We start from the raw sequence: 22,801 nt of genomic DNA, 5'->3' as shown, positions 1-22,801 counted from the left end.
GGGTACAGGCGAGTTGGACAAATTTTTGTCCTTCGCTAGGTTAAGCCCTAGAAGGTGGTCAGGGCGCTGTTCCCCTGCGCGATGGCCCCCTGGAGTCCGTTCGCGGCCTCGGCGAGTGCCTGGGCGTTCCCGGATTTCATGGCGGTGATGTACGTGTCGAGGAAGGGCTGCAGGATGCCCTGCATGACGGCGCTCTTCACGAACCCGTCGATCAGGCCCTGGAGGATCTGCTGCCCGAGGCCCTTGCGGACGTCCAGGCCGAGTTCCGCGAAGGACCGTTTGCCCTGCTTGATGCCGTCGAGCATGCCGGTGCTGATGGCGCTGTACAGGGCGTCCCCGAGGCCCTTGGCGATGTCGACGCTCTCCTGGTCGATGCTGCTTTTCTTGAAGCCCAGCCAGCCCCAGAATCCGCCGCGGCTCTCAACCCTGGCGTATTTGCTCAGGTCGAAGAACTTCACGTCCTTGGTCGCCTGGGAGACCTGCTCGGCGGCTTTCTTCGCGCTGTTCGCGCCGCCCTGGAAGATGTCGATGAGGGTGGTGACGACCGTGGTGACGCCGGCGATCAGCGCGCCGATCCAGTCGCCCTTGGCGAGGGCGCCCAGGGTGGCCTGCACGCCGCTCACGAAGGTGTCGATCACGCCGTCGATATCCTCGTCGCCGGTCTTGAACACCCCGGCCAGTCGCCGATCAGGGCCTGCGCCCCGGCGATCAGGCCGCCCTGCCCGCCGCCCTTCTTCAGGTACGCGGCGAGCCCATCGAGTCCAGCGCTGATGGTGCCCTGGAGCTTCCGCCCTTGCCGACGATCCCGGCGAGCATAGTCAGGCGGTCGGCGGCGGGGTTTCCTTCACTGGCGACCTTCCCTTCGAGATCGGTGATGCGTTTGAGGGCGTCGATGTACTCGGGCGTCCCGGCGACCAGTCCGGTGAGACGGGCGCGCCAGTAGGCCAGAGCGGCGTTCAGTCCGGCGAGGTACGCGGGGCTGCCGTCGCGTCCCTCGGCGTCCGCGAGGGCTTCTGCGCCTCGGCGAGGGCCAGGGCGCTCTCGGCCGCCTGGTCTTTCTGGGCCTGGTTGAACGCCGTGGCGGCGTCCTCGCCGGCTTTCGCAGCGGCCAGGGTGACGTTGTCCAGCAGCGTCTGTAGGCCTGCTGCGTGGCGAGCAGACCGTCACGGACCTGGAGTTCGTCGGGCGTGAGGTCCTCGTCGCGTTTCTCCGCGAACGCCGCGAGGCCGCGCGGAGGTCCGCGAGCTTGGTGGTGTACGTGTCCCGCAGCGTGTCGAACTGCGCGGCGGCCTTCGCACTCGCGCTGCCTGCGTCGTCGGGTTTGCCGACGGCGGCCACGTCCTTCTCCCCCTGGGTCAGCAGGGCGTCCGGATCTCCGACCAGCCCGGCGGCTTCTGCCGGACCTTCCCGCTCACCTGATCGAGGGACCGCAGCGCCGCGTCGATCTGCGCGACGGCCGCCTCCCCGCTCTTGCCCATGGCGGCGTAGGTGGTGCGCCAGGTCTGAAGCACGCTGCGGGCGGTGGCGCGCTGCGCGGCGTCCTGGGTGTCGAGGTTGTCCTGCAGGTCCTGGATGCGGCCGTTGATCTCGGTCTTCAGGCCTCGCTGGTCTCCTTCTCGCTGGCGGTGAGCTGCTTACCGTGTCGCGTTTCACGGCCAGCTGGTAGTCGCGGTAGGCGTTCTCGGCGTCGGTGCGGATCCGGCCGAGGGCAAGCTGGTGTCCCGTTCCAGCAGTTGCCGGACGGTGAGGGTCGTGCCGTCCGCCTGGAGGCGCTGCTGGTCCAGCAGGCCCTGCTGCTGCGCCTCGTCCACGGCCGCCTGGTAGCGGTCGCGTTCGGCGGCTTCCTCGATCGCGCGGGACTGATCGACCTCGGCGCGCTTGGCGGCGAGCAGCTGGGCTGGTAGCGTTTGCGGATCTCCAGCTTCTGGCTTCAGTGAGGTTCTCGGCGTCCAGTTCGTCCGCCTGCTGGTTCTCGACGTCGCGGGTGCGCTGTTCGAGGTCAGCCAGGAGGCTGGCGCGGATCCGGCGGCGGTGTCCCGGTCCAGGGTTTCCAGGGCCGCGTTCAGGGCGCGGCGGGCGTCCTCCTCTGCGGTGGTGCGGTCGCTGAGGTTCTTCGCGAGGGTGTTGTTCAGGCGGCGGTGTTCGCGGCGAGTTCGCGGTCCCGGGCCTCCTCGAGTTCCCGGCGCGGGCGTCGGTGATGCCTCCAGCGCGAGGAGCTTGGCGTACTTCTCGCGGGTCTGGCGGTCCTCGTCGCGGCGGTCGCGCGGGCGGCGGCGTCACGGGCGTCCTGAACCCGCTGCCCGAACTGGAGTTCCAGGCGGAGCAGTTCGGTCAGGTTGCCCTTGGCCGCCGCCTTGCGATTCTCGTACTCGCCTTCGGCGGTGCCCTGGTCGGCTCCGGCCTGCGCGAGTCGGCTCTCGGTGAGGGCCTGCTGCACCTGCGCGTCCGTGAGTTGCTTGCGCTTCCCGATCTCCGCGTCGAGCAGGGCCAGTTTGTCCTTGTCCCCGCCGTTGCGAGGACGCGGGCGCGGGCGTTCTCCAGTTCGGAGAGGGTCCACTTGTCAACTTCGGCACGGAGCTTCTCAATTTCCGTGCGGCGGTTGATGACCCCCTGTCCCTGAGTGGCGAGCGTCTGCCCTGGGTGATCAGGGCGGTGACGCTGGCGCGCAGCGCGGGCGGAAGCTGGTCGACCTTCGCCCTGGTATCGGCGAGGGCCTGCTGGTAGCGCTGGAGGCTCTCGGCAGTGACCTTGCCCTGCTGCACCTGGAGCTTGAACCGGTCGTTGAGCTGACCGGTCTCGCGGATCAGGGTCTGCTGGCCTTGCTGGCCGCCTCGGCTGCTGCCTGGCTTTCTTGTCGGCTGCGGCCTGCACGCCCGCACGGCGCGCACGTTCCGCCAGGATGGCGTTCAGTTGCGTGCCGAGCCGGTTCGCCCGGGCCTGCTTCTCCATGTCGTCAAGCTGCTGCTTCGTCTTGCCGCGCAGGGCTTCCTTGTACTCGGTGAGGGCCACGCCACTCAGGGCGACCGTCCGGGCGGCAGCGGCCTGCACCTTCGTGCTGGACGCCAGGGCGGCCGCCTGGTTGAACAGCGCCTGCGTGCCCGCCTGGAGGGCCAGGGGGAGTTTCTGCACGCGCGCCTGGAAGTCCTCCATCCGCTGGTTGAAGGCCAGCAGGCTGGCGGCCGTGACCTTGCCCTGGTCGGACTGGAGCTTGAACGCCGCGATGCTCTGCCGGATCTCCCGGACGAGCGTCTCGCGGGTCGCGGCGGCCGCCCTGTCGGCGGTGGTGCCGGCCTTCACGGCGGACGTGCGTTCCCGTTCCCGGCGGGCCTCCTCGGCAAGGATGGCCGTCATGGCCTTCTTGTTGTTGGTCCGCTCCGCTTCGGCCTTGGCCTGGGCGAGTTCTAGCGGGGTGAGTTCCTTCAGGCTCTTCTTCAGCTCGGCCTGTTTGACGAGGTCGGCGGCGGTGGTCTTCGCGCCGCCCTTGCTGGTGATGGCGGTCCCGTCGTCATTGAGCCCGAGGTCCTTCAGGGTTTTCGTGCCGCTGGGCATGACGGTGGGGGGTTTGATGGCCTGGACGGCGGCGGCGGTGACCTTGGCGGTCTGCCCGAGGGTCTTGATGTCCTGCGTGAAGCCCTGCGCGGCGTCCTGCGCGCGGGCGCGGACGGCGTCGAGGGCCGCGCCGGTCAGCTGGGCACCGGTGCGGATGTCGCCCAGTCCGGCCTGCGCGGTCTGCGCGGCGCCGCCCAGGTCGGTCTTGAGGGTGCTGGCCACCCCGGCGACGTCCTGCTGGAGTTGCGCGCCGGACGAACTGACGCCGTTCAGGCCGGCCTGCACGTTCCCGAGGGCGCTGTTCAGGGCGCTCCCGGCTCCGTTGTCGGCCGCGAAGTCCTTCAGGGCGCTGGTCGCGCCGGCCAGACTGCTGGCGACCCCGTCGGCGGTGCTCGTGGCGCTGTCCCTGGCGGACGCGGCGGCCGCCGCCTGAGCACGGTCGTACGCCGCCTGGGAGGAACCGGCGAAGCGGTCGATGATCCCGGTCGCGGTGCTCACGGCGGCGCTGGCCACTCCGGCCAGGGCGTCCCCGACGCTCAGGCCAGGGCCTTCAGGACGTTCCCGATGGGCGCGAGGATGCGGCTGATGCTGTTCGCAGCCCCGGCGACGATGCTGCTCACGCGGTTGTACGCCTGCATCAGGAAGTCCGCGCCCGCCTGGACGGGCTGCACGACGTACCGGAAGAACGCCCCGGCCGCCTGCGACAGCACCCGGCTCACGCCGTCACTGAACTGCCCGTACAGGCGGATGCCGGCCGCGAGGACCTGCCCGGCCTGCGTGACGAACGCGTTCCGGACGGCCAGCAGCAGCGCCCCGAACACCCCGGCCAGCCCTTTGATGATCAGGCCGACGCCCTGCACGTTCCGGCCGACGCTCGCGGCGAACGCACCGACGTACCCGCCGGCGGCGACGAACACGGCGCGTGCGCCCTGCCCGAACGCCTGGATGAGCTTCACGACCCCGGCGAGGATCGTGCCAATGCCGGTCCGGCGAGCTTGAACACGTCCGGGAGGCTGGCCACGAACCGCCCGAGGGCGACCAGCGCCAGGCGGGCAATGCCGGCGCCGCGCGTGGCGGCGTCCGCGATGCCCTGCAGGCTGAGGGTGATGCCGCCCTGCCCGACGCCGAACGCGGACAGCAGCGACCCGATGGCGGCGATGACCCCCTGGAACACGCCGTTCACGACGTTCAGCAGGATGCCGAGCGCGACGGTCGCGGCGGTCTGGATGACCGTCCACACTTCCCAGAGGACCTTCAGAACGGGGTACAGCACCGAATCCCACACGACACGGATGCCGGCGAAGACGGTCGTGACGATGCTGCCCAGGCCGGTCATGGCGGTGCGGGCCGAGTCGGCCAGCTGCCCGAACGCACCCTTCCCTTCCTGTGAGAGGGTGATCATGCCGCTGAACGCCTCGACGGCCTGGGTGGCGCCGCGCACGATGGCGGCGAGCGCCGCGAGGAACGGCGTGCCGATCTGGATCTTGACCTGCTCGAACGCCGCGCCGAACTGCTTCCCGGCGCCCTGGAGGGACTCGAGACGTTCGCGGGCGACGCGGGCGGCTTCGCCCTGTTTCTTCATCGCCTCGGTGTTCGCCTCGATGGCTTTCGGGCCTTCGCGCAGGAGGATCTGCGCGGCGCGCAGGGCGTCCTGACCGAAGATCTGCCGGAGCAGCTGCTTCTGCGCCTGCGGCGTCAGGTCCACCAGTTTGGCCTTGAGGTCTTTCAGGACGTCGTTCAGGGCCGCATCTGCCCGGCCCCGTCGAAGGCGCTGACGTTCAGGGCCGCGAGGGCCTTGGCGCCCGTCTCGACCGGCGCGGTCAGGGACAGCAGCATGGTCTTGAGCGACGTGCCGGCGTCCGACATGTTCTTGAATCCGCCCTGCGCGAGGGTGGCCATGGTGCCCGTGAACTGCTCGAGGCTCAGGCCCGCGTCGCGCGCGACCGGACCGACCGCCGCGATCGCGAGGCTCAGGTCCTGCGCGCCGAGGAAGGTCTTGTTGCTGAAGTTCGCGAACACGTCCGCGACGGTGGACAGCTGCGGCGCCTGCAGCCCGAAGGCCGTCATGGCGCTCACGGCGAGCTTCCCGCCCTCGGCGGCAGTGATCCCGGCCGCCCCGGCGAGTTCCAGGGCGCCCTTGAGGCCCCCGCCGATCACGTCGGTGGCGCTCAGGCCCGCGCGGTTCAGTTCCAGGACCGCGCCGGCCGCGTCGCGCGCCCCGACCCCGAGGGGTTTGCCGATGTCGAACGTGGCGGCCGTCAGCTGGCGCAGCTGCTCGGCGGTGGGTTGCGTCAGGGTGCGGATGTCCGCGAGGACCTGCTCGAACTGCGCGGCCGTCTTGACGCTCGCGGCGATCGCGACGCCCAGCGCGACCACGGCGGCCGTGACGGCGGCGATGGCAATGGCGACGGGTCCGCCCACCGCGCCGACGCCGCTGAGGCTGCTGCCGAGCGTTCCGGCCTGCGCGGCGGCCGCGCCGAGGCTGCCCCCGGCGATCTGCGCGAACTGCGGCAGCTGGCGCAGGGCAGCCATGATGCCTCCGGCGAACCCGGCGCCGCTGGGGTTGTTGTTCAGGCTGTTCAGGTTCGAGCGGATCTGGCCACTCATGCGGCTCAGTTCGCCATCTGCGCGGTCGTGGTGGTCGTGCGGCGGCCCACGGCGGCGATCTGCCCTTCCAGGCGCTTCATCTCGGCTTCGAAGGCCTGCACGGCGGCACGCTTGTCGGCGAAGCGTCCGGCGGCGGCCGTGGCGCGTTCGAACTCGGCGCGGGCGGCGGCCATGTCGGCGCGGATCTTGGTGATGCTCTGCGCGTTGATGTTCCGGGTGGCCTGCGTCAGGCCCTTCATGGTCCGTTCGAGGTTCGCGGCCTCGCGGCTGCCGGCCGTCAGGGTGGCGGCCATGGCGCGGCCGTCCCGTTCGATGCCCTGGATGCCGCGCAGGTACGTGCGGAGGCTGACCTCGCCCCGGTCGTACTGACCCTTGAGGCTCTGGAGGTCACGGCCGAGTTTCGCGACGGCCTCCGACTGGGCGCGCTCGGCACCACGGGCCGCTTCACGGGCGGCGCGGGCCTGGGCGTCCGCCAGTCCCTTCAGAGCGGTGGCGGCCTGGCCACTGCTATTCCGCAGGGCGTCCAGGCGGGCCTGCTGACTCTGCGTGAGGGGACCGAGGCCCCGCAGGCTGGCGATCTCCGCGTCGATGGTGGCCTTCAGGTTGCGGGTCGCCTGATCGAACTGAGCTGTGTTCAGGACGCTGTTCTTCAGGTCGGCCTGCAGGGCGCGGAGTTGCGAGGCGTAGGCGTTGCTGACGCCCGGGCCGCCGCCACCGGCCCCGTTGCCGCCGCCCCCGCCAGGGCCGCCGCCGAGGCTGCGGATCCGGCCTTCCAGGGCGGTCAGGTCCGTGATCTGCTTACCGATCCGGCTGATGACGCCTTTCAGGGCGCTGACGTCCACCCGCAGGAGGCTTTTCAGGTCGGTGTTCAGGTTCCGGAACGCGGCTTTCACGCCGTCCACCTGGCCGCGCAGTTGGGCCGGGTCGGCCTTCACGTTGATGCGGACGGGTTTGGAGATCGCCTGCAGTTCGGCGCGGGCAGCGTTCGCGAACGCGGTCAGACTGGCTTTCGCGGCCGTGGTGATCAGCGTGAGGTCGATGCGGGCAGATCCGACGTTGGTCATGCGGTGGAACCTCCAGAGAGCAGGAAGGGGCAATCAGACGATTAGCAGCATGAGAAAACGGCAATGGCAGCACGATGAGACGGCGTGGAGTCGCCTCAAACAACATGTGAGACGGATTTTGACTATTTACGCTGCAGCGTATTGCCTTGCCAAGCATTCGCACCGCAAGCGCGATTAAGGTCGTCTGGGACGATTTTCGGCCTGTCTTCGTGGCCGGTATCAGCAGATCGAAAACAAGAGTCAATCGGTGCATGGTTTGAGACATCACGCCTATTGGTAGTCCGTTGACTCCTCCGATCATTGCGTCCCACACGGAATGAAGGCTGATATCGACATCTCTCGCAAAACGCGTGCTGGACGTCAACCCCATCCAGAGTCAACGGACTACCAATAGCCTCTTAGCACTCCAGGCTGTCCTGTGGTCCCATCACGGCAATTGAGGAAACGCAATTTTGCGAAGCGTGCAAAAATCAAGGGGTGAAATACACAAAAACCACTCTGGCAGTTTGCCTTGCTTTGTCACTTTCAGCATGCGGAGGAGGATCGAGCCCCGAACCCACACCTCCCGCCCCTCCACAAGCCGATATTCAATTTAACTTCCCTACCTCAATCGAAATAGCAAGAGGGGGTGACGCGAGTTTTGCCGTCTCCCTGATGCAAAATAATAACAATGCACCAAGTCTTTTCGAATTAGAAATCGTTATGGAAAATGGCTCCGGAATCGAGGTAGTAAATATTGCGCCTAAAGATTCCTCAGGACGGCGCCTAGTTACCCTAAGAGCGACAGATAAAGCCAATCTAGGAATCGTCAGAGGAACAATATCAGCTAGAATTGGCGATTTAGTTAAGAATTTGCCAATCATGGTCTCAATTAAACCAGCCGTATCAGGCTTATACAATTCGTCATTCGGCAGCAATGGTCTGGCTGCATTGCCTATTCCCTCAGGAGCAATCAGCAATGCTGCTTCGGATATTACTTTTGATACTAGGGGACGAGTATTGGCTCTCGGGTACACCCAACTGTCACGCGGAACCGATATTGCATTCACCATTTCAAGATTTAGTGAATCTGGGATAATTGACAAAACGTTTGGCTCAGACGGCCATGTCGTAGTTAATCCCAGCGATAACGATGAAAGAGGAGTGGAGATATATGAAGCCGCAGACGGAAAGCTGCTAGTATTTGGATATTATGGTGAGTACTTTGGTGTTATTAGACTTTTAAGCAACGGATCTATAGACACTTCATATGAATCAAACGGAATTTTAAAGTTGTCAAAAGCATTTTTTCCAGTGCTATCCACTGATATGGATTCAAAGGGAAGGGTATTAGTCTCTATACACAACACTCAGTATGATACAACCAGCATATTTAGACTTAATCCAGATGGTACGTATGATAATACTTTTAGTTCCGTTACACTAAACATAGCATCTCATCTGCGTCATTATAATAAGATTCGAGCACTTTCAGGAGGGGAAATAGTATTCTCATATGTCAGCGGTGAGGTAGATCAAAATATATCGATCATAAAAATTCTAGAAAACGGCACACTGGATGGCAAATTCGGCAAACAAGGGAAGCTGGATATCGATTTAGGGTCAAGTGAGGATATTTTGATTGACACCGAAATAGATTCACGAGATCAAATAGTAATTTTCGGAAGGACGAAAAATCTAAATCGAGCTATCATTAAACTAAACAAAAATGGCGAAGCGGTTACTTCCTTCGGGGAAAGCGGCCGACTGAATCTTGATAGTGATAAGGATGTACTTTTTGATGAACTAGAGCTAAAGAATCAGAATATCGTGCTATACGATTCATACACCCGCGGCGAATCAACAGCAGTTGAGATAGATGAATCGGGTAAGAGCAAGAGATTTAATTTCTCTAGACCATCTAACTATGAGAACGGTCGAACTACTCTTTCAAAAGTAGTCTGGAACAGCAGGCTTAGTCGCTATATTGGTTATGGAGATCTAGAAATTTCCAGCAGCTCTTTCAGTGACAGGGGTGTGATATATTCATTTTTTGAGTAGTACTAATTTTATTTATCATTATTTTTAAATACAAATCATGCCGCTTAATATTATTGAGCAGATCAGCAAGAGGTGCCTTTTAAGGCAGCAGAGCGTTGGCTTTGATCTCGTCGAACGGCATGATCTTGTTCACGAGCGCCTGGAACACCCAGTTCCCACCGGGCTTCAGGTGCGGCAGGGCGGCCAGGATGGCCTGCGCTTCGCCGGGCGTGAACCGGAAGGGGCGCAGGTCGTCGGGGATCAGGTGGGGCGGCATGAGTTCCTCGGGCGAGAAGAGGCGCGAGCGCGGGACCTTCTTCGCCTGGGGGTCCTTGCCGCCGTGCCCGTTGAGGTACGTGGCGAGCAGCTGGTACAGCGGGCGGTGCTCGATGTACCGCAGGTAGTGGCCTTCCTCGACGAGCGCTTCGAGTTGCGCGATGGGCCGGTCGAGGAGGGTGGCGGGGTCGGTGCCGTAGCGTTCGCCGTAAGCGGCGAGGACGCTCAGGATGTGCTGGACGCGTCCGCCTCGCTGGGCGGGCTGCCCTCCTCGGGGCGGTCGGCGTTTGGGTCGAGGGCCTCCGGGCCGTTCTGGAGGAGGCTGAGGATCTGCCCGAGTTCGTTGGCGGTGACGTTCGCGGTGAGCCACGCGGCGGTGACGGGCTCGCCAGCCTCGTGGGTGCGGGCGTCGAGGTACTCGGCGATCAGGGCGGCGCTACCCTGCGCGACTTCGCGGCTGGTGCCGTCCTCGGGGAGACTGCCGAGGCGGATGTGTTCCGCGAAGTTCAGGGGCCGGGCGGTGAAGGCGCGGTCCTGGATGCTGAACGGCTCGTCGAGCCAGGACGTGAGTTCCAGCGGCTGTTCGGGGCGCTTGCCGGTGCGCAGCAGATCCAGGATGGGCGTCTGCGTGCTGAGGCCGACGTTCGTCAGGACCCACTCGGCGGGGATGAGGGCATTGCCCTGCACGCGGGTCTGGAGGATCTGGGCGAGCATGCCGGCCATCTCAGTCATGAACGGGGCGAGGACCGCGCCGCTCAGGGCGTCGAGGTCGTAGCGGTCGGCGATGTCCGCGAGGGTGAGGTCCTCGTCGGCGGTCAGGGGGTGCGCGAAGAACGTCTCGCCGGCGACGGTGAACGGCAGGGCGCGGCGGGTGTTGGTACCAAAGGCAAATTTCTGGCTTCTCATGTTGTGACCTCCACGGTCAGGGTGACGCGGGTGTTGAGACTGAAGGGCTCCACGTCACGGGGCAGCTGGACGCACAGGGCGCGGCCGTGCTCGTTGGTGACGTGGGCGGTGGCGGGGAGAGTGTCCAGGCGCAGGCCGAGGAGAACGGCGTCCAGCTGCCCGTCCTCCTCGGCGTGTTCCGTGATGACGACGACCCCGGGCGTGCCGTCCCAGGTGTCGCGCCAGATCATCAGACCAGGGTGCCTTTCTCGGGCTTGCCGGGCGCGCCGAGGGTGGGGCTTTCGACGGTGACGGTGCCGTCGCTGGCGCTCTTCACCTTCCAGCTCTTGACGTCCATGATCCCGCGGTACACGGTCTTGCCGGTGCCGGCCCCGGCGGGCAGGTACTCGAACGCGATGGGGGTCAGGTCACGCGCGGCGGTCTCCATGATCACGAGCGCCTCGTCGTCCTCGATCCACTGCATTTCGCTCAGGTCGACGCTGCCGGTGCTGCCGACGGGGATTTCGATCTCGTCGCCGCCGGTGCAGAAGTTCTGGAAGCTGATGGTGCGGTTCTCGAAGCCGACGGTGACTTCGCTGGCGAGGCAGAGTTCCTTGTACGCGGCGGCGGCGGGCATGGCGCCGTTCACTCCGAGGGGGGCGACGCGGAAGATGCTGTCGCGGCCGAGGGTGATCTTTTCTTTCAGTTCTGCGGCGGTGTAACCCATGGTGGTTCCCTCCTGAAGGGGATGAGCGCGCGGCTCAGGGAGTGACGGTGACGAGGATCTGGTCGGGGTAGCGGTCAGTGGCCTGCAGGACCTGCGGGGCGGCGACGCTGCGGAAGGCGCTGGCCAGAGCGGTGAAGAACGGCGTGAGGCTCTGCCCGTCGTGCGCGACCGCGCGGATCGGGTACCGGTCGATGGTGATCGCGCCGGCGAAGGTGCTGATCACGTCGCTGTCGGGCGTGGCGGGAATCAGGACTTCCAGGCCGGTGACGGTCACCCCTTCGGGCGGGTCTCCGGTGTACAGAGCCGGCGTCTGCGCGCCGTTCGGCCAGGTGTACGTCCCGGGCGTGACGTCCCCGTCCCGCAGGGCCGCCTCGACCGCCTCGCGCAGCTGGAGGGGGGTGGGTTGCTTCACGGGTCCTGCCGGTACGCGCGGGCGAATTCCTGCGCGAGGTTCACGTTGCGCAGCGCCTGGGCGGGCGCGTTGCGGGCGGGGAGGCTGTAGCGGCGTTTGCGGAACACCGCGCCGAGGAACATCGCGGCGGCGTACTCGGCCGTCCAGGTGATCTGGGCGTTCAGCGGCCCGGTGAGGCGCGGGGCCTGCTGACTGCGGGCGAGGGTGCCGGTGTCGACGATGTTGCGCCTGGGGCCGGCCACCTCGCCGTTCACGCGGTTGGTGGTGCCGGGCCACGCCCAGGTGCGGGCGCGGATGAGCAGCGCGGCGCGCTTCCCGACCGCGTCGGCCGTGGCGAGCAGGGCGCGGCGGCCCCGGTCCTCGATGGGGCGGATGTCGGTGGTGACGCGCACGGCCATGGTCAGTCCTCGCTGGCCGGGGCGGGCGCGTCCGGCGCTTCGAACGGCAGCAGCCCGTGCAGCAGCGGTTCGAGGTCCATCAGGGCGTCCGACTCGGCCTGCTCGTACACGAGGCCCTCGTCGAAGCGGCCGTACCGGCGGGCGACGTCGTTGTTGTACGCCGCGTACCCGCTCAGGACGAGCTTCAGGACGCCGCGCAGCCGGTACCCGTGCCGGGCCTCGTCGTTCACGAGGTCCGGGTTCACGCGGACGAGGACGGTGCGGGTGACGCGGTCCACAGCGAAGGTCGCGGCGTCCTCCTGGTCGGGGGCGTCCTCGACGGTGACGCGGGCGAGCAGGCGGTCCAGGGTGGATTCCGGCGCGTCGGCTTTCGGGGATGCTTTCTTTCGTGGGGTCATGGGGTCCTCCAGAGGGCTAGGAACCGCTGCCCGAACTGGGCTTCGGTGGCGGTGTCCTCGTCCGGGTAGGCGAGTTGCACGGTGAGCGTCCCGGCCTGCCCGTCGATGACGAGCGGGGACCGGCTGCCCCAGCGCACGCCGTCCGGACGGCTGGTAGGCGCGGTGAGGCTGCCCCAGCGACCGATCAGCACCAGGTCCGCGTTGTCCGCTCCGACCGTGTCCCGGAGTTTCGGGTCGGTGGTGGCGCTCAGGCGGGCCTGCATGGCCAGCGTGGCGCCGGGAGCGGGGACGAGGTTGCCCAGCGAGTCCCGGACCATGCCCTGCCTCGGCACGCCGAATGCCAGGTCGTGGACGCGGGTGCGTTCGACGAGCGGCGCGACCCGCGCGACCAGGAACAGGTTCCGCCCGGCGGGATTCAGGACTGGCGCGACCGGCACGTGGATCCGGCCACCCGCGTCCGTGAGTGTCCAGCCGGGCGTGAGGGCCGCCTCGTGGTACGGCAGCAGGGCCGTGAAACTGCGGCTGCTGATGCCGGGCTCGTGCACTTCCGGCGCGTCGGTGCTGCGGTCCTCCTCCTGGCCGATCAGGGCGCGCAGAGGCTCGGGCGGCTGCCCGAAGCGCTGGAACGTGACGGGCTGCGCGAGATCGCTGGCCAGAACGTCCGCGATGATCGGGCCGACCTGATCCAGCTGCGCGGACGCGGCGTTCAGCAACCCCAAGATCACCGGGCTACCCCCGCGAACGCGAGGAATCCGGCGGGTGCCGGGTTGATCAGCCTGAGCAGCTCGCCCGCGAGGTCATCCCAGGTCTGCCCGGCCACGCCGTACTGCGCCGCGCCGTCCATGCTGACCTTGCTGAGCTTCACTTCCAGTCCGGGGATCTTGATGCTGTCGATGCCGCCGGCGCTGGTGGCGGCCGTGGTGAGCGCCGTCACGCCGCCCGTCAGGGCCGCCTGGTATGCCAGGGCCTTCGCGGCGATGGCGGTGCGGGCGGTGGTCAGGGCGGGCTCCTGCAGGGCGTCCGGCGCGAGATTCAGGCGCGTCAGTTCCCCCTGCACCCACTGCGCGCCCAGATTCAGGAACGGCTGAGCGACCGACGGGAGGCCCGGGATGGGCAGCAGCGCCGGCACGTCAGTGGACGCGAGGGTGATCACGGGTCAGTCCTCGTCGTCGAGAACCTGACCGCTGGTGATCAGGTCCCGCACGAACCGGGTAGCGGTGACGTCCACCCAGTCCTTGCCGATCGTCTCGCGGGTTTCGGGATCCGTGAACTCGCCGTTGCGGGCGGCGATGGCGTCACTGGTGCGGACGCGCCGGGTTTTCGCGCCGGGTTTCGGGGCGGGCGTCTCGTCGCCGGGGGCGGCGCTGGGGGCCTTGTCGCCAGGGGTGGTGGGTTTCCCGTCAGTACTCAGGCCGTACTCGGCGAGTTTCGCGTCGAAGGCTTCGCGGCCCTCCTCGCCCTGCTCGGCGAGTTCCGCGAGTTCTTCGAGTTTCTCGGCGGTGAGCTTGTCAGGGTTGAGGTCGGTGCCGGTCGCGGCCTTGATGCTGGCGGCCAGTTCTTTCTTCGTTGCCATGGGGTCCTCCTGCCCCCGCTCAGGCCTGAGCGGGGGTCACGGGTACTGCGGGGGTGCGCTCAGCGCGGGTGGTTACTGGCGCGCCTTGGTGCGGAAGGCGTCCGCGTCAGGTTTGGCCCACCCAACCACTTCACTGATCACGATGTTCTCGAACTGGCTGGTGATGACCTTCTCGCTCTCGACGAGTTCGCTGCCGTTCTCGTAGAACTCCTCCAGGCCGTTGCGCTGGTCGAACGCGAGGAGTTTCTTGCTGCCTTCCAGGGCGCTGTCGGCCATGGCGAGTTTGGGCATCATGCCGAGCACGCGGGGCCAGTTGCCGTTGTCGCGGAAGTCCGCGCCGCTGGTGCTGGCGTTCGCGGCGGTGAAGATGTCCAGCGCGAGGACCTGCGCCATGGTGGCGGCGTCCCCGACCAGGCCGGTGAACTGCACGCCGTCGCGCAGGCCGTCCATCTGCAGGGCGATGATGTCCGCCAGGGTGAGCGTGGCGGTCGCGGCGGCCGCACTCGCGGGGGCGGGGTTGCCGTTTCCGTCGCCGTTCAGGGCGGTATTGAGGGCCTGCTTGGCCTTCCGGCGGCCCTGCGCGCGGGCGACCTTGGCGATGTAGCGACCCAGGATGGGCAGGCGGGCGCGGCGGATGCTTTCGTAGCTCATGCGCAGCACGCCGCCGTACTTCTGGGCGTTGACGGCCTTGTCCGCCAGGAGGATCTGGTACACGGCCATCTCGCCCAGCTGCGCGACGCGGCCGAACTCGAGGTCCTTCTCCTGACCTTCGGCGATGACGCCGGTGCGGTAGGCGTTCCCGTCGATGCCGACGCGGGTGCTGACGATGTCGCTCGCCTGGAGGACGTTCACGGCGTCGCGTTCCGCGTCGCGGTACTCGCGGACGACGTACTCGGGGAACAGCACGCGGTTGCTGGGGTCGTCCAGGAACGCGCCGCCGGTGTTCGCGAATTCGCCCTTGGTGCGGATGCCGGCGGCAGCGACGAGCTGCTGGAACGCGTCGACGCGTTCGCCGGCGCTGTTGCGGGCGTCGGGGCGGTACAGGTCCTCGCTGATGTCGCCTTTGCGGGCGAGGTCGTTCAGGTGCTGGCTGAGGGTCATGTTGTGGCTCTTGGCGTCCTGGTACAGGCCGAGTTCGAGCTGCTTGAGGGTCTTGATTTTCGTCATGGCGTGCTTCTCCTGGTGGGGGAATGGGAGAGCCGCTCCCTGGGGTGGGAGCGGCTGGCGGGGCGACTGTCGGTTGGTTTGGGCCTAGCCAAGGTCGATGGCGGCGTAGCCGTCCGCGACGCCGATCACGTCGCAGTTGCGGCCGGTGGCGCTGACCTTGGCCTTGCCGGCGCCGTCCACGCCGATCTTCTGCAGGCCGAACACGGCCGCGCCGGTCCAGGGGACGACGATCACGCCGCGTTTGATGACGGTGCCGAGGCCGTCGCTGTCGCGGGTTTCGAGCTTCCCGAGCAGGGCGGCGTCGGCCGCGCCGCGCCCGGCGGTGGCGGCGGCCGTCTGGGTGACGGCGTCACCGCGAACGGCGCCGACGTCGAGGGCGTAGGTGAGTCCGGTGTTGTGCTGGCCGGCGTATTCGATTCCGTTGAATTTCATGCTGGTTCTCCTGTGCTCTCAGGCGCGGGGTGGGGAGGGCGGGTGAACGGCCGGTTCAGGCGTGGTCGTAGTCGAGGGGGACTTTCGGGGCGGGCGTGGCGGGTTCGTCGGGCGTGTCGCTGAGCTGGCTGTTGGGGATGAGGGCGTCCCGCTGGGCGCGGAGGCGGGCGACTTCTTCGCGGACGTCGGTGATGCTCAGGGCGCCGTAGGCGCGGCGGGCGCGCTGGCCGTGCGCTTCGGCGTTCTGCCCTTCGCCGCTGAGGGTGACGGTGAGGGCCTGGAGTTCGTTGAGGAGGTCCTCGCGGTACGCGCGGCCGTCGGTGGCTTCACTGGCGAGCGTTTCGAGGGCTCTGGGGTCTTCGAGTTTGGCGGGTTCGACGTTCAGGCTGGCGGCGATGCGTTCGCGTTCGGCCTGCTGTCCGGTGGCCTGCCCGGTGGTGAGGGCGAGGGTGATCTGGTCGGTGAGGAGCGTCTGCGCTTCGGCGGGGGTGACGGTGCGGGCGGAACCGTCCGCCAGCTTGAGGGTGAGTTTCTCCATGGGGTCCTCCTGGTGGGGCGTGGGGGCCGCCGGTGCGGGCGGGGTGGGGGTGGGGTTCCCCGCGTTCTGCTGATCGCGGGGCTTCTTGAACGCGTCCGCCATGTCCTGGCTGGCCGCGAGTTGGAAGCGGGTGGTGGGAGTGGGTCCGGCGGGCGCGGCGGGACTGAACTGCGCGGCGGTGTTGGTATCGGTGGCGCCGCCGACGCGGGTGCCGGGGTACGCGCCGCGGTAGACGAGGCTGCCCTCGGCGAATTCGACGTTGCCGGTCGTCCAGAGGAAGCACAGGCGGGTGCTGGTGGTGCCCGCGTCGGGGTCGGTGATCTGGTAGGTCTCGCCTGCCCAGTACGGGCTGTTCCAGTAGCTGCTGCCGGTGATGCTGCAGATCAGCTCCCCGTACCAGTAGCCGATGCTGGCCTCGTTGATGATCCCGGCGTCGATCTGCCGGACGAGTCCCTGGCCGGTGTCGTCGTTCAGCCAGTACGCCCAGGTGTCCAGGTACAGCACCTGGCTGGGCTGCCCGGGCTCCGGGCTGGGGTTGAGTTCGCCGGGCGTGATCTCCGCGAAGTAGTACGTGCCGATGGGGGTGGTGTCGGTCACGTGGGCGCTGAGCATGGGTCCGCCGCTGGTGTTGATCTGATCGGCGAGCGCGCGCAGGTCGGCGTCGGGCACGCGGGTGTAGTAGCTGGTGAGCTGGTTCCCGAACAGTCGGATGGGCCGGGCGATCAGGTCCGTTTCCTTCAGGGCCGGCTTGCCGCGCGCTGCCTGCAGGGCGTTGATGCGGTCGAGGTGCCCGTCCGGCAGGGTGCCGGGGGTGGGCTGGGCGGGCGTGACGAGCGAGAACGCGGCGCGGTGTCGGTTCATGGTGCTTCTCCTGGATCGGGGACGGGGGCGGGTGTGCCGCTGGTGGGGTTCCACCAGTCGGGGGCGCGGGCGGCGTCTCCGTCGACCACGTCGAACTCCCTCATGGCGGCCTGTGCCCAGGCGGGGCCGAAGAGCGCGGCGAGTTTCGTGTGCGCTTCGGCGCGGCGGAGCAGGGCGGTCGCTTCGTCCAGCTGGTAGGGGCTGCGGGGCGGCGCGAACTTCAGTTCGGCCGTGGCGGGAATGCCCTGCAGGCGGAGGTTGAGGTTCGCGCCGTACGCGATGACGGCCGCGTGGACGCTCTGGCCGTGGATGGCGTGGGCGTGCACGAGGGGAATGACGACCTGCGCGAGCGCCTGGGTGGTGCTGTCCATCTTCCCGCGCAGGAACGGCAGGGTGCGCAGGGCGTTCCAGACGCGCAGCTGGTTGCTGTTCGTGATGTCGGAGAGCCCGGCGACGCTCTGCGTGATGGGCGTGGCCTCGATCTCGATGGGTTGGTCTCCGAAGCGCGGGGCGAGGTACAGGCCGTTGGCGGATCCGGCGGTGATCAGGTCCGCGATGCGGCTGAAGTGGGCACTGACGGCCGCCGGGTAGTTCGGGTCGTTCTCGTCGCGGCACCCGACCTGCTGGGGTGTGGGGACGGGGGCGCTGGCGGTGATCAGGGCGCTGCGGGCCATCAGGTTGATGACGCGCTGCTCACTGTCGGACAGTTGCCGTTTGCGGTCGAGGGCGAACAGCGCCGCGAGGAACAGCGGCAGTCCGTACGGGCTGCGGCCCCGGGCGCTGGCGGCCACGTACCGGTACGTGAGGGGGTTGAGGGTGATCTGTTCGCCCCGGCCGACCTGGGTGTACACGAGTTCGCGGGTGCCCGGGTCGCGCCGGATGCGGATTTCCTCGCCGGGGACCACCTCGACCCGTTCGACGCTGCGGCGGTCGCGGGCAGGGACCCATTCGAGGCTGCTGGCGCCGGCCACGCAGAGTTCGGCGGACTGGTTGTTGATCAGGCCGCTGAGGCCGCCGCCTTCGGGGTAGAGGCGCTGCTCGAAGTCCGCGGTGGCGGCCTGGGCGTTCCGGATGGCACGCGCGCCGCCCTGGAAGTCCCAGGTGTAGCCGCCGTTGACGAGGCTGATGTACTCCCCGAGGGTGCTGCTGACGTCGTCGTCACTTTCAGACAGGCCGCGCAGGACGCGAATGAGGCGGGCGCGGGTGTCGTTCGGGTACCCGGCGAACTCGTCCTCGTACCAGGAGAGGATGCTGGCGAGCGACTGCGGGTCCTGGCTCTGCTGCGCGTTCGGCAGGCGGGCCAGGGCGGCGCGCAGGCCGCCGTGCGCGGCGGCAGACAGGTCCCCGCCGGGCGGTCCGGAGGTGGGCGGGGCCTGGGCGGGGGCGCTGGCCTGCCGGGCGGGGGCGCGCCAGGGCCAGAGGGTGTCGAGCAGTCCGATGGTGGTTCACCTCCTGGGGGTGGTCATGGCGCCGAGCGCGGAGAGGACGACGTTCGGGGCGGGGGGCGCGGCGTTCCGGGCTTTGAAGACGTACTCGGGCGCGACGGCGAGCACGAACGCGTCCCCGTCGTCGGGGCTGCAGCCGTCGTGGCGTTTCTTGAAGTCGTCTTTCTCTTCGATGGCGCGGACTTCCCGGCGGACACCGCCGACGTTCTTGGTGACGAAGCGGTACTTGCGGGCGCTGAGGTCCTCTTCGAGGCGGGCGCCGGTGTGCTTGATGCTGAGCGCGTCGATGACCCTGGCGGCCTCGGCGTACAGTTCCGTGATGACGGTCGCGTAGTGCTCCAGGTCGTGCGGGGCGGTGCTGCCGAAGTGCACCTCGTGAACCGTCACCTTCTCGAACAGGCCGCGCAGGTCCTCGCTGCCCCGGAGGGCGTCCACGACGCCGTTCCCGTACCCGGCGTCCACGCGGACGCTGAGTTCGGTGTACCCGCGTTCCTGCGCGACGGCCGCGGCTTTCATGACCACGCGGACGTAGGCGGGCGTGTCGCTGGTCTGGAGCGTGCCGATCAGGGCGACGTTCCCGTCCGTGTCGAGGTACACCTTGCCGTTGTCCTTCCCGAACCGCGCGACGTCCACGCCGATGCGGGCCAGGGAGGTCGTGCGGGGCCGCGCCGGGCGGCGCGTGGCCGCCTCGTACTGGCCGGCCGTGATGAACGTGTCCCCGTCCCCGCCTTCCGGTGGGATGCCGAGCGCGCCGTACAGGAAGCCGCGCTGCGGGATCCACCACTGCCCGGACGGGTACGTCTCGCCGTTCGGGCCGGTGATCTCCCAGGACGTCTGGAAGGCGTAACGTTTGATGTCCGGTCCGTCCGTGGGGAGTGCCCCGAAGTCCTCCAGGTCGAACAGCCAGTCTTCGAACACCGTGCGGGTCGCGCCGTTCGGGACGATCTGCCGGCCGTGCACGACGTTCGGGAAGTTCAGGAGGCTCAGGCGGTACACCTTCACGCCGCGCTGCTGCTTCATGCGCTGGAAGCGGCTGGTGCGGGTTTTCGGGTTGGCCATCAGCACCCAGAGCCGCACGCGGTTCCCGGTGAACTGACGTTTCACGCCGTTGTAGAAGAAGTCCGGGATGCCTTCGGCCTCGTCGAACAGCACCGCCTGGTACTCGTTGTGCTGCCCCTGACTGCGCTCGGCGCCTTTGCCGCCGCTGTCGCTGGTCGTGCGGCCCACCGCGAAGTGCGTGCCGCTCTTGTTGATGCGCGCCTCGCTCGGCAGGATCCCCCGCCCGACCCGGTACCCGCGCTCGGCGGCCATCTCGATCAGCTTCCGGACATCCTTCCAGAGCAGGTCGTTCACCTGCGTGCTCGTCGGCGCGGTACTCAGCACCAGGTTCGTCTCACCCGACGCGGGCGGGAAGCACTCGTGGAAGTACAGCAGCACCGCCGCTTCCAGCACGAACGTCTTCCCTACCCCGTGGGCGGCCTCGCCCAGGAAGATGTACGGGACGTTCTCCTTCCCGTCGAGCTGGTCGCAGATGCTCCGCTGCATGTCGAGCAGGATCTCCAGCTGCCCGGGCGTGCCGTTCTCCCCGCTCCACGGTTGAATGCCGAACACGTCCTGCAGGAACGGCACGAGCCGCCGCTGGTACGCGCGGAAGTTGTTCTTCCGGTTCCGTTCACGACTGCGGCCCAGCGCGTGGCCCGGTGAGTCGGCTGAGCTGGATGCCTCGCCAGCGTCGTTCCACGGCGTCGAGAAGCGCTTCACGCCTGCTGTCGTCATCAATGTGCTCCTGCGCCACCGTCACCAGGTCGGCGGCCATCGTCTCGTACAGCGCGCCGATGGTCGCCATGCTGAACGTCTTGTCTTCCTTCATCTTGTTGATGCGGTCGACGAGCGCCCCGATCTGCGCCACCAGCGAACTCACGCCGGTGATGTCGATGATCGTCACCGGCCGCTTCGGCACGTACGACAGCGGATCCGGAATGGTTGGTGCGCCCTCGTCATCCGGGAGGCCACCCCCCTCGATGTGCCGGCGGATGTCCCGCAGCCACTTCGAGTAATCCGACGCGAACGCCTTGTCGAAGCTCATCTGCCAGCGCATCAGCCCGGCGTGCATCTCGTCGTACCGCTCAATGAAATCCAGCACCATCGCCCGCAGCAGAATCGCCTCCGGGGCCAGATCCAGCGGGTTCGGGTCCCCCTCGAACTTCGCAAGCAGCTCCGCAATCCGCGGGCGACTCGTGATACCGCTGTAGCGCCCGCCAGAGCGGGTCGGCGTCAGCCCGCCATGCAACCAGCAGCGACCCTCACCCACGTGATCCGTCCGGGCACCCGCCCTCTGCCGGCAGAACACCCCCGGACGCCCCGGCAACTGCGCGCCGCACACCGTCGCACCCTCCGTCGGGTCCCTCCCATCCGGCAGCGGCTTCACGACCGTCCGGCCCCGACCGACCCGCATCTGCTTGCCTTCCCCTTTAGGGGGAGTCTGCCGTCTGGTGGGCGTCGGCGTGAGGTTTGCCGGGGGCGTGGGGCGGTCTTTCGGGGTTCGGGTGGCTGCTTTCTGCGTTGCGGGTTGGGTGGTGTTGCTCTTGTTGGGCTGGGCCGTGCCCGGCTTGTGCGGTGGGGTGTTGGTGGTGGGGGTGGGTTTCTTGGTGTCTTTTTTGGTGGCCTGTGCCTGGGCCTTGGCGGGTTTCTTCTGGGGTGTGGGCATCAGGTCACCTCCTGGGGGTGGTATGGGGTGGGCCGCACTGGCGTCAGTGCGGGTCAGGTGGGGTCTTTGATCCAGGGGTGGTCCTGGCGGTACTGGTACTGCGCTTTGAGGGCGCGGGCGTACTCGGCGGGGAGGCGGTCGAGGTGCGCCTGTCCCTGCTGGAGGCGGGTGAGGGTCCAGGTTTTGAGGTGGGTGGTCCAGGCTTGGGGGCTGTAGAGGGTGGTGACGGTGGCCCAGGGGTCGCGGTGGTCGTTGCGGTGCCGGTGGGCGTGTTCAGCCTGCAGGTACTCGCGGTGCTCCTGGGGGAGGTGGTGGGCGTCGGCTTGCCGGGCGGCGAGCCGGTCGTCTGGCTAGGCGCGGAGCTGGAGGTAGAACGCGTCAGGGGTGAGGCGGCGCGCCTGTTCATGCCAGGGGGGTGGAGGATTCTTCTTGGGCATGGGCGCTCCTGGCATGGAAGAAGCCCCCGCGTTGGAGGGCGGGGGCTGCGTCGGGGTTGGGTTGTGGGTAGACGGCGCCTACGGTACGAGGAATCTAAGGTTTCGTGGTCGTATTGTCAAGCGCTCTGCTTGAGCGCTGTAAGTGTATGGTCGGTGACGTGGCTTCCGGGTGTGGTTGCCGTGTTATTCAGGTCAGGCCGAGGTGCGTCTTGAGTTTGCTGTCCAGCTCAGTTCGTTGTTCGCGGGTGACGCTGCCGACGTAGCGGGTCAGGCGGGTGCGGTTGAGGCCGCGCACGTAGTTCAGTTGCACGCGACTCGTTTCGCTCAGGCCGCAGGTGCCGGCGGGGAGCAACACGTCGAAGGGGTAGACGCGCTGGACGTTGCTGGTGATGGGCGCGACGACGAGGTGGGGGAGGGTCTCGTTGGCGAGGTCGTTGGTGATGAGCACGGCGGGGCGGGTGCGGGCGGGTTCGCCGGGGACGCTGGGGTCGAAGTTGACGAGGTAGATGTCGCCGCGTTTCACTGGGGTTCGTCGCCCATGGGGAGGTTCAGCCACGCTTCGGCTTCGCGTTGCTCGTCGGGGTTCTGGGCGTAGTCGGCGGCGTACTGGGCGTACTGGGCGCGGAGTTCCTGTTCCTTGAGGGCGAGGGCGGCGGCCTCGATGACGGCGCTGAAGCTGGGGAGGTTGTGGGTGCGCTGGTAGGTTTCGAGGAAGGTGAGGGTGTCGTCAGGCATGACGACGTGCTTGCGATGCACATGAGTCATGGTCAAGTATAGGCACACTTAGCGTGGGCAGAATGTGCTGAGCAGTCTGGGCATGTCACGGGGCTGGGCGCAGCGTCACCCGCGGTGCCTCGAACGCGGCGAGGAGGTCGGATTACGCGGTCACGATATGACCTCGCCCTGCTCTGGTTAGGGGGGGGTTACACCCATCTAGACAGGCTGTTGCTAGGTCGAGTTGTATGGCAAAGAGAAGCTCCTAGAATCGGGCGTGACGCTCTCCAGCTATCCCACTGACCATCAACCTGCGGGCTCGCAGTGGATGACGCAGGGTGAGCCCAAACAGGTGGTCCCCTCGAACAGCCCTGGCGAACACTTTCCGTTCCATATCCTGTCGACGTTTGGTGGTCAGAGCGGCGCCGCGCGGCTGGTGCTCGACATCACCAGCCGCGGGATCTGCAGCGTCCATGTGGCGGGGGACTCAGACCCGAAGACCAGTTTCGCCGTTCGTATCAACGATGAACACCTGCAGACCATTCAAGAATGCCTGCAGGGCAACCAGGCAGGATACGCCTTGGACGTCTGA

27 protein-coding genes and 1 pseudogene are annotated in these 22,801 nt (G+C 67.2%); 3 read left to right on the top strand and 25 right to left on the bottom strand.

What is annotated here, in order from left to right:
* Window positions 1–47 precede the first annotated feature (47 nt).
* Entirely contained in the window at window positions 48–671 is a 624-nt protein-coding gene (locus tag BXU09_RS19700) for a hypothetical protein (RefSeq protein ID WP_078306009.1), read from the bottom strand.
* Window positions 672–1,355: 684 nt separating this feature from the next.
* Window positions 1,356–1,511, bottom strand: a complete 156-nt coding sequence (locus BXU09_RS21125; protein ID WP_168174703.1) for a hypothetical protein — start codon at window positions 1,509–1,511, stop codon at window positions 1,356–1,358.
* Window positions 1,512–1,733: 222 nt separating this feature from the next.
* Here BXU09_RS21125 and BXU09_RS21120 point away from each other — a divergent pair, with 222 nt between their 5' ends.
* Window positions 1,734–1,904, top strand: a complete 171-nt coding sequence (locus BXU09_RS21120; protein ID WP_168174702.1) for a hypothetical protein — start codon at window positions 1,734–1,736, stop codon at window positions 1,902–1,904.
* A 224-nt stretch (window positions 1,905–2,128) separates the two neighbouring features.
* Here BXU09_RS21120 and BXU09_RS20755 read toward each other — a convergent pair whose 3' ends face one another.
* The 5 genes and pseudogenes from BXU09_RS20755 to BXU09_RS19675 all read right to left on the bottom strand — a co-directional run bounded on the left by BXU09_RS20755 (window position 2,129) and on the right by BXU09_RS19675 (window position 7,220).
* Complete coding sequence (locus BXU09_RS20755; RefSeq protein WP_144012453.1) at window positions 2,129–2,437, bottom strand: hypothetical protein; 309 nt, start codon at window positions 2,435–2,437, stop codon at window positions 2,129–2,131.
* Window positions 2,332–4,047 carry a hypothetical protein gene (locus BXU09_RS19695; RefSeq protein ID WP_144012452.1) on the bottom strand — a complete coding sequence of 572 codons (1,716 nt, stop codon included), beginning with the start codon at window positions 4,045–4,047 and terminating at the stop codon, window positions 2,332–2,334. The genes BXU09_RS20755 and BXU09_RS19695 overlap by 106 nt, the downstream gene beginning before the upstream one ends.
* A gap of 38 nt (window positions 4,048–4,085) precedes the next feature.
* Entirely contained in the window at window positions 4,086–4,505 is a 420-nt protein-coding gene (locus tag BXU09_RS19690) for a hypothetical protein (RefSeq protein WP_078306007.1), read from the bottom strand.
* A pseudogene (locus BXU09_RS21795) lies at window positions 4,502–6,081 on the bottom strand (phage tail tape measure protein). Before BXU09_RS21795 ends, BXU09_RS19690 begins: the two are co-directional and overlap by 4 nt.
* An 80-nt stretch (window positions 6,082–6,161) precedes the next feature.
* Window positions 6,162–7,220: a hypothetical protein gene (locus BXU09_RS19675; protein ID WP_078306004.1), complete on the bottom strand. Its 1,059-nt coding sequence runs from the start codon at window positions 7,218–7,220 to the stop codon at window positions 6,162–6,164.
* Between the two features lie 477 nt (window positions 7,221–7,697).
* Between BXU09_RS19675 and BXU09_RS20750 the strand changes: the two genes are divergently transcribed.
* Window positions 7,698–9,260, top strand: a complete 1,563-nt coding sequence (locus tag BXU09_RS20750; protein ID WP_144012451.1) for a delta-60 repeat domain-containing protein — start codon at window positions 7,698–7,700, stop codon at window positions 9,258–9,260.
* 79 nt (window positions 9,261–9,339) lie between these two features.
* On the opposite strand, the gene BXU09_RS21115 is transcribed toward BXU09_RS20750, so the two are convergent.
* From BXU09_RS21115 to BXU09_RS20745, 18 genes are all read right to left on the bottom strand, one after another.
* Window positions 9,340–9,516 carry a hypothetical protein gene (locus BXU09_RS21115; protein WP_168174700.1) on the bottom strand — a complete coding sequence of 59 codons (177 nt, stop codon included), beginning with the start codon at window positions 9,514–9,516 and terminating at the stop codon, window positions 9,340–9,342.
* A gap of 224 nt (window positions 9,517–9,740) precedes the next feature.
* Window positions 9,741–10,421 (bottom strand): hypothetical protein, encoded by a 681-nt coding sequence (locus tag BXU09_RS19660; protein WP_078306003.1) that lies wholly within the window; start codon window positions 10,419–10,421, stop codon window positions 9,741–9,743.
* Window positions 10,418–10,651 (bottom strand): hypothetical protein, encoded by a 234-nt coding sequence (locus BXU09_RS19655; RefSeq protein WP_078306002.1) that lies wholly within the window; start codon window positions 10,649–10,651, stop codon window positions 10,418–10,420. The genes BXU09_RS19660 and BXU09_RS19655 overlap by 4 nt, the downstream gene beginning before the upstream one ends.
* A complete protein-coding gene (locus BXU09_RS19650) occupies window positions 10,651–11,127 on the bottom strand; it encodes a hypothetical protein (protein ID WP_078306001.1) in 477 nt (158 codons plus the stop codon). The genes BXU09_RS19655 and BXU09_RS19650 overlap by 1 nt, the downstream gene beginning before the upstream one ends.
* Window positions 11,128–11,161: 34 nt before the next feature.
* The gene (locus BXU09_RS19645) at window positions 11,162–11,539 is read right to left on the bottom strand and encodes a hypothetical protein (RefSeq protein WP_078306000.1); all 378 of its coding nucleotides are present in this window, start codon (window positions 11,537–11,539) and stop codon (window positions 11,162–11,164) included.
* Window positions 11,536–11,937, bottom strand: a complete 402-nt coding sequence (locus BXU09_RS19640) for a hypothetical protein (RefSeq protein ID WP_078305999.1) — start codon at window positions 11,935–11,937, stop codon at window positions 11,536–11,538. The genes BXU09_RS19645 and BXU09_RS19640 overlap by 4 nt, the downstream gene beginning before the upstream one ends.
* A gap of 2 nt (window positions 11,938–11,939) precedes the next feature.
* Window positions 11,940–12,335 (bottom strand): hypothetical protein, encoded by a 396-nt coding sequence (locus BXU09_RS19635; RefSeq protein WP_078305998.1) that lies wholly within the window; start codon window positions 12,333–12,335, stop codon window positions 11,940–11,942.
* Window positions 12,332–13,060: a hypothetical protein gene (locus BXU09_RS19630; protein WP_078305997.1), complete on the bottom strand. Its 729-nt coding sequence runs from the start codon at window positions 13,058–13,060 to the stop codon at window positions 12,332–12,334. Before BXU09_RS19630 ends, BXU09_RS19635 begins: the two co-directional genes overlap by 4 nt.
* Complete coding sequence (locus BXU09_RS19625) at window positions 13,057–13,488, bottom strand: hypothetical protein (protein ID WP_078305996.1); 432 nt, start codon at window positions 13,486–13,488, stop codon at window positions 13,057–13,059. Before BXU09_RS19625 ends, BXU09_RS19630 begins: the two co-directional genes overlap by 4 nt.
* Before the next feature lie 3 nt (window positions 13,489–13,491).
* A complete protein-coding gene (locus BXU09_RS19620; RefSeq protein WP_078305995.1) occupies window positions 13,492–13,908 on the bottom strand; it encodes a hypothetical protein in 417 nt (138 codons plus the stop codon).
* A gap of 72 nt (window positions 13,909–13,980) precedes the next feature.
* Window positions 13,981–15,075: a hypothetical protein gene (locus tag BXU09_RS19615; RefSeq protein ID WP_078305994.1), complete on the bottom strand. Its 1,095-nt coding sequence runs from the start codon at window positions 15,073–15,075 to the stop codon at window positions 13,981–13,983.
* Between the two features lie 84 nt (window positions 15,076–15,159).
* Window positions 15,160–15,507: a hypothetical protein gene (locus BXU09_RS19610; protein WP_078305993.1), complete on the bottom strand. Its 348-nt coding sequence runs from the start codon at window positions 15,505–15,507 to the stop codon at window positions 15,160–15,162.
* A gap of 55 nt (window positions 15,508–15,562) precedes the next feature.
* Complete coding sequence (locus BXU09_RS19605; protein WP_078305992.1) at window positions 15,563–16,906, bottom strand: hypothetical protein; 1,344 nt, start codon at window positions 16,904–16,906, stop codon at window positions 15,563–15,565.
* Entirely contained in the window at window positions 16,903–17,877 is a 975-nt protein-coding gene (locus tag BXU09_RS19600) for a hypothetical protein (RefSeq protein ID WP_078305991.1), read from the bottom strand. The genes BXU09_RS19605 and BXU09_RS19600 overlap by 4 nt, the downstream gene beginning before the upstream one ends.
* Before the next feature lie 474 nt (window positions 17,878–18,351).
* A complete protein-coding gene (locus BXU09_RS19595; protein ID WP_078305990.1) occupies window positions 18,352–19,980 on the bottom strand; it encodes a hypothetical protein in 1,629 nt (542 codons plus the stop codon).
* Window positions 19,981–20,023: 43 nt separating this feature from the next.
* A complete protein-coding gene (locus BXU09_RS19590) occupies window positions 20,024–21,058 on the bottom strand; it encodes a hypothetical protein (protein WP_144012450.1) in 1,035 nt (344 codons plus the stop codon).
* Between the two features lie 624 nt (window positions 21,059–21,682).
* A complete protein-coding gene (locus tag BXU09_RS19585; protein ID WP_168174699.1) occupies window positions 21,683–22,018 on the bottom strand; it encodes a type II toxin-antitoxin system PemK/MazF family toxin in 336 nt (111 codons plus the stop codon).
* Window positions 22,015–22,260 (bottom strand): hypothetical protein, encoded by a 246-nt coding sequence (locus BXU09_RS20745; protein WP_144012449.1) that lies wholly within the window; start codon window positions 22,258–22,260, stop codon window positions 22,015–22,017. The genes BXU09_RS19585 and BXU09_RS20745 overlap by 4 nt, the downstream gene beginning before the upstream one ends.
* 226 nt (window positions 22,261–22,486) lie before the next feature.
* Here BXU09_RS20745 and BXU09_RS19575 point away from each other — a divergent pair, with 226 nt between their 5' ends.
* Window positions 22,487–22,801 carry a hypothetical protein gene (locus BXU09_RS19575; protein ID WP_144012448.1) on the top strand — a complete coding sequence of 105 codons (315 nt, stop codon included), beginning with the start codon at window positions 22,487–22,489 and terminating at the stop codon, window positions 22,799–22,801.

The sequence above is a fragment of the Deinococcus sp. LM3 genome (assembly GCF_002017875.1).
Classification (GTDB): Bacteria; Deinococcota; Deinococci; order Deinococcales; family Deinococcaceae; genus Deinococcus.
The sequence above is the reverse complement of the archived record's forward strand: the minus strand, read 5'-3'. Positions and strand labels throughout refer to the sequence as shown.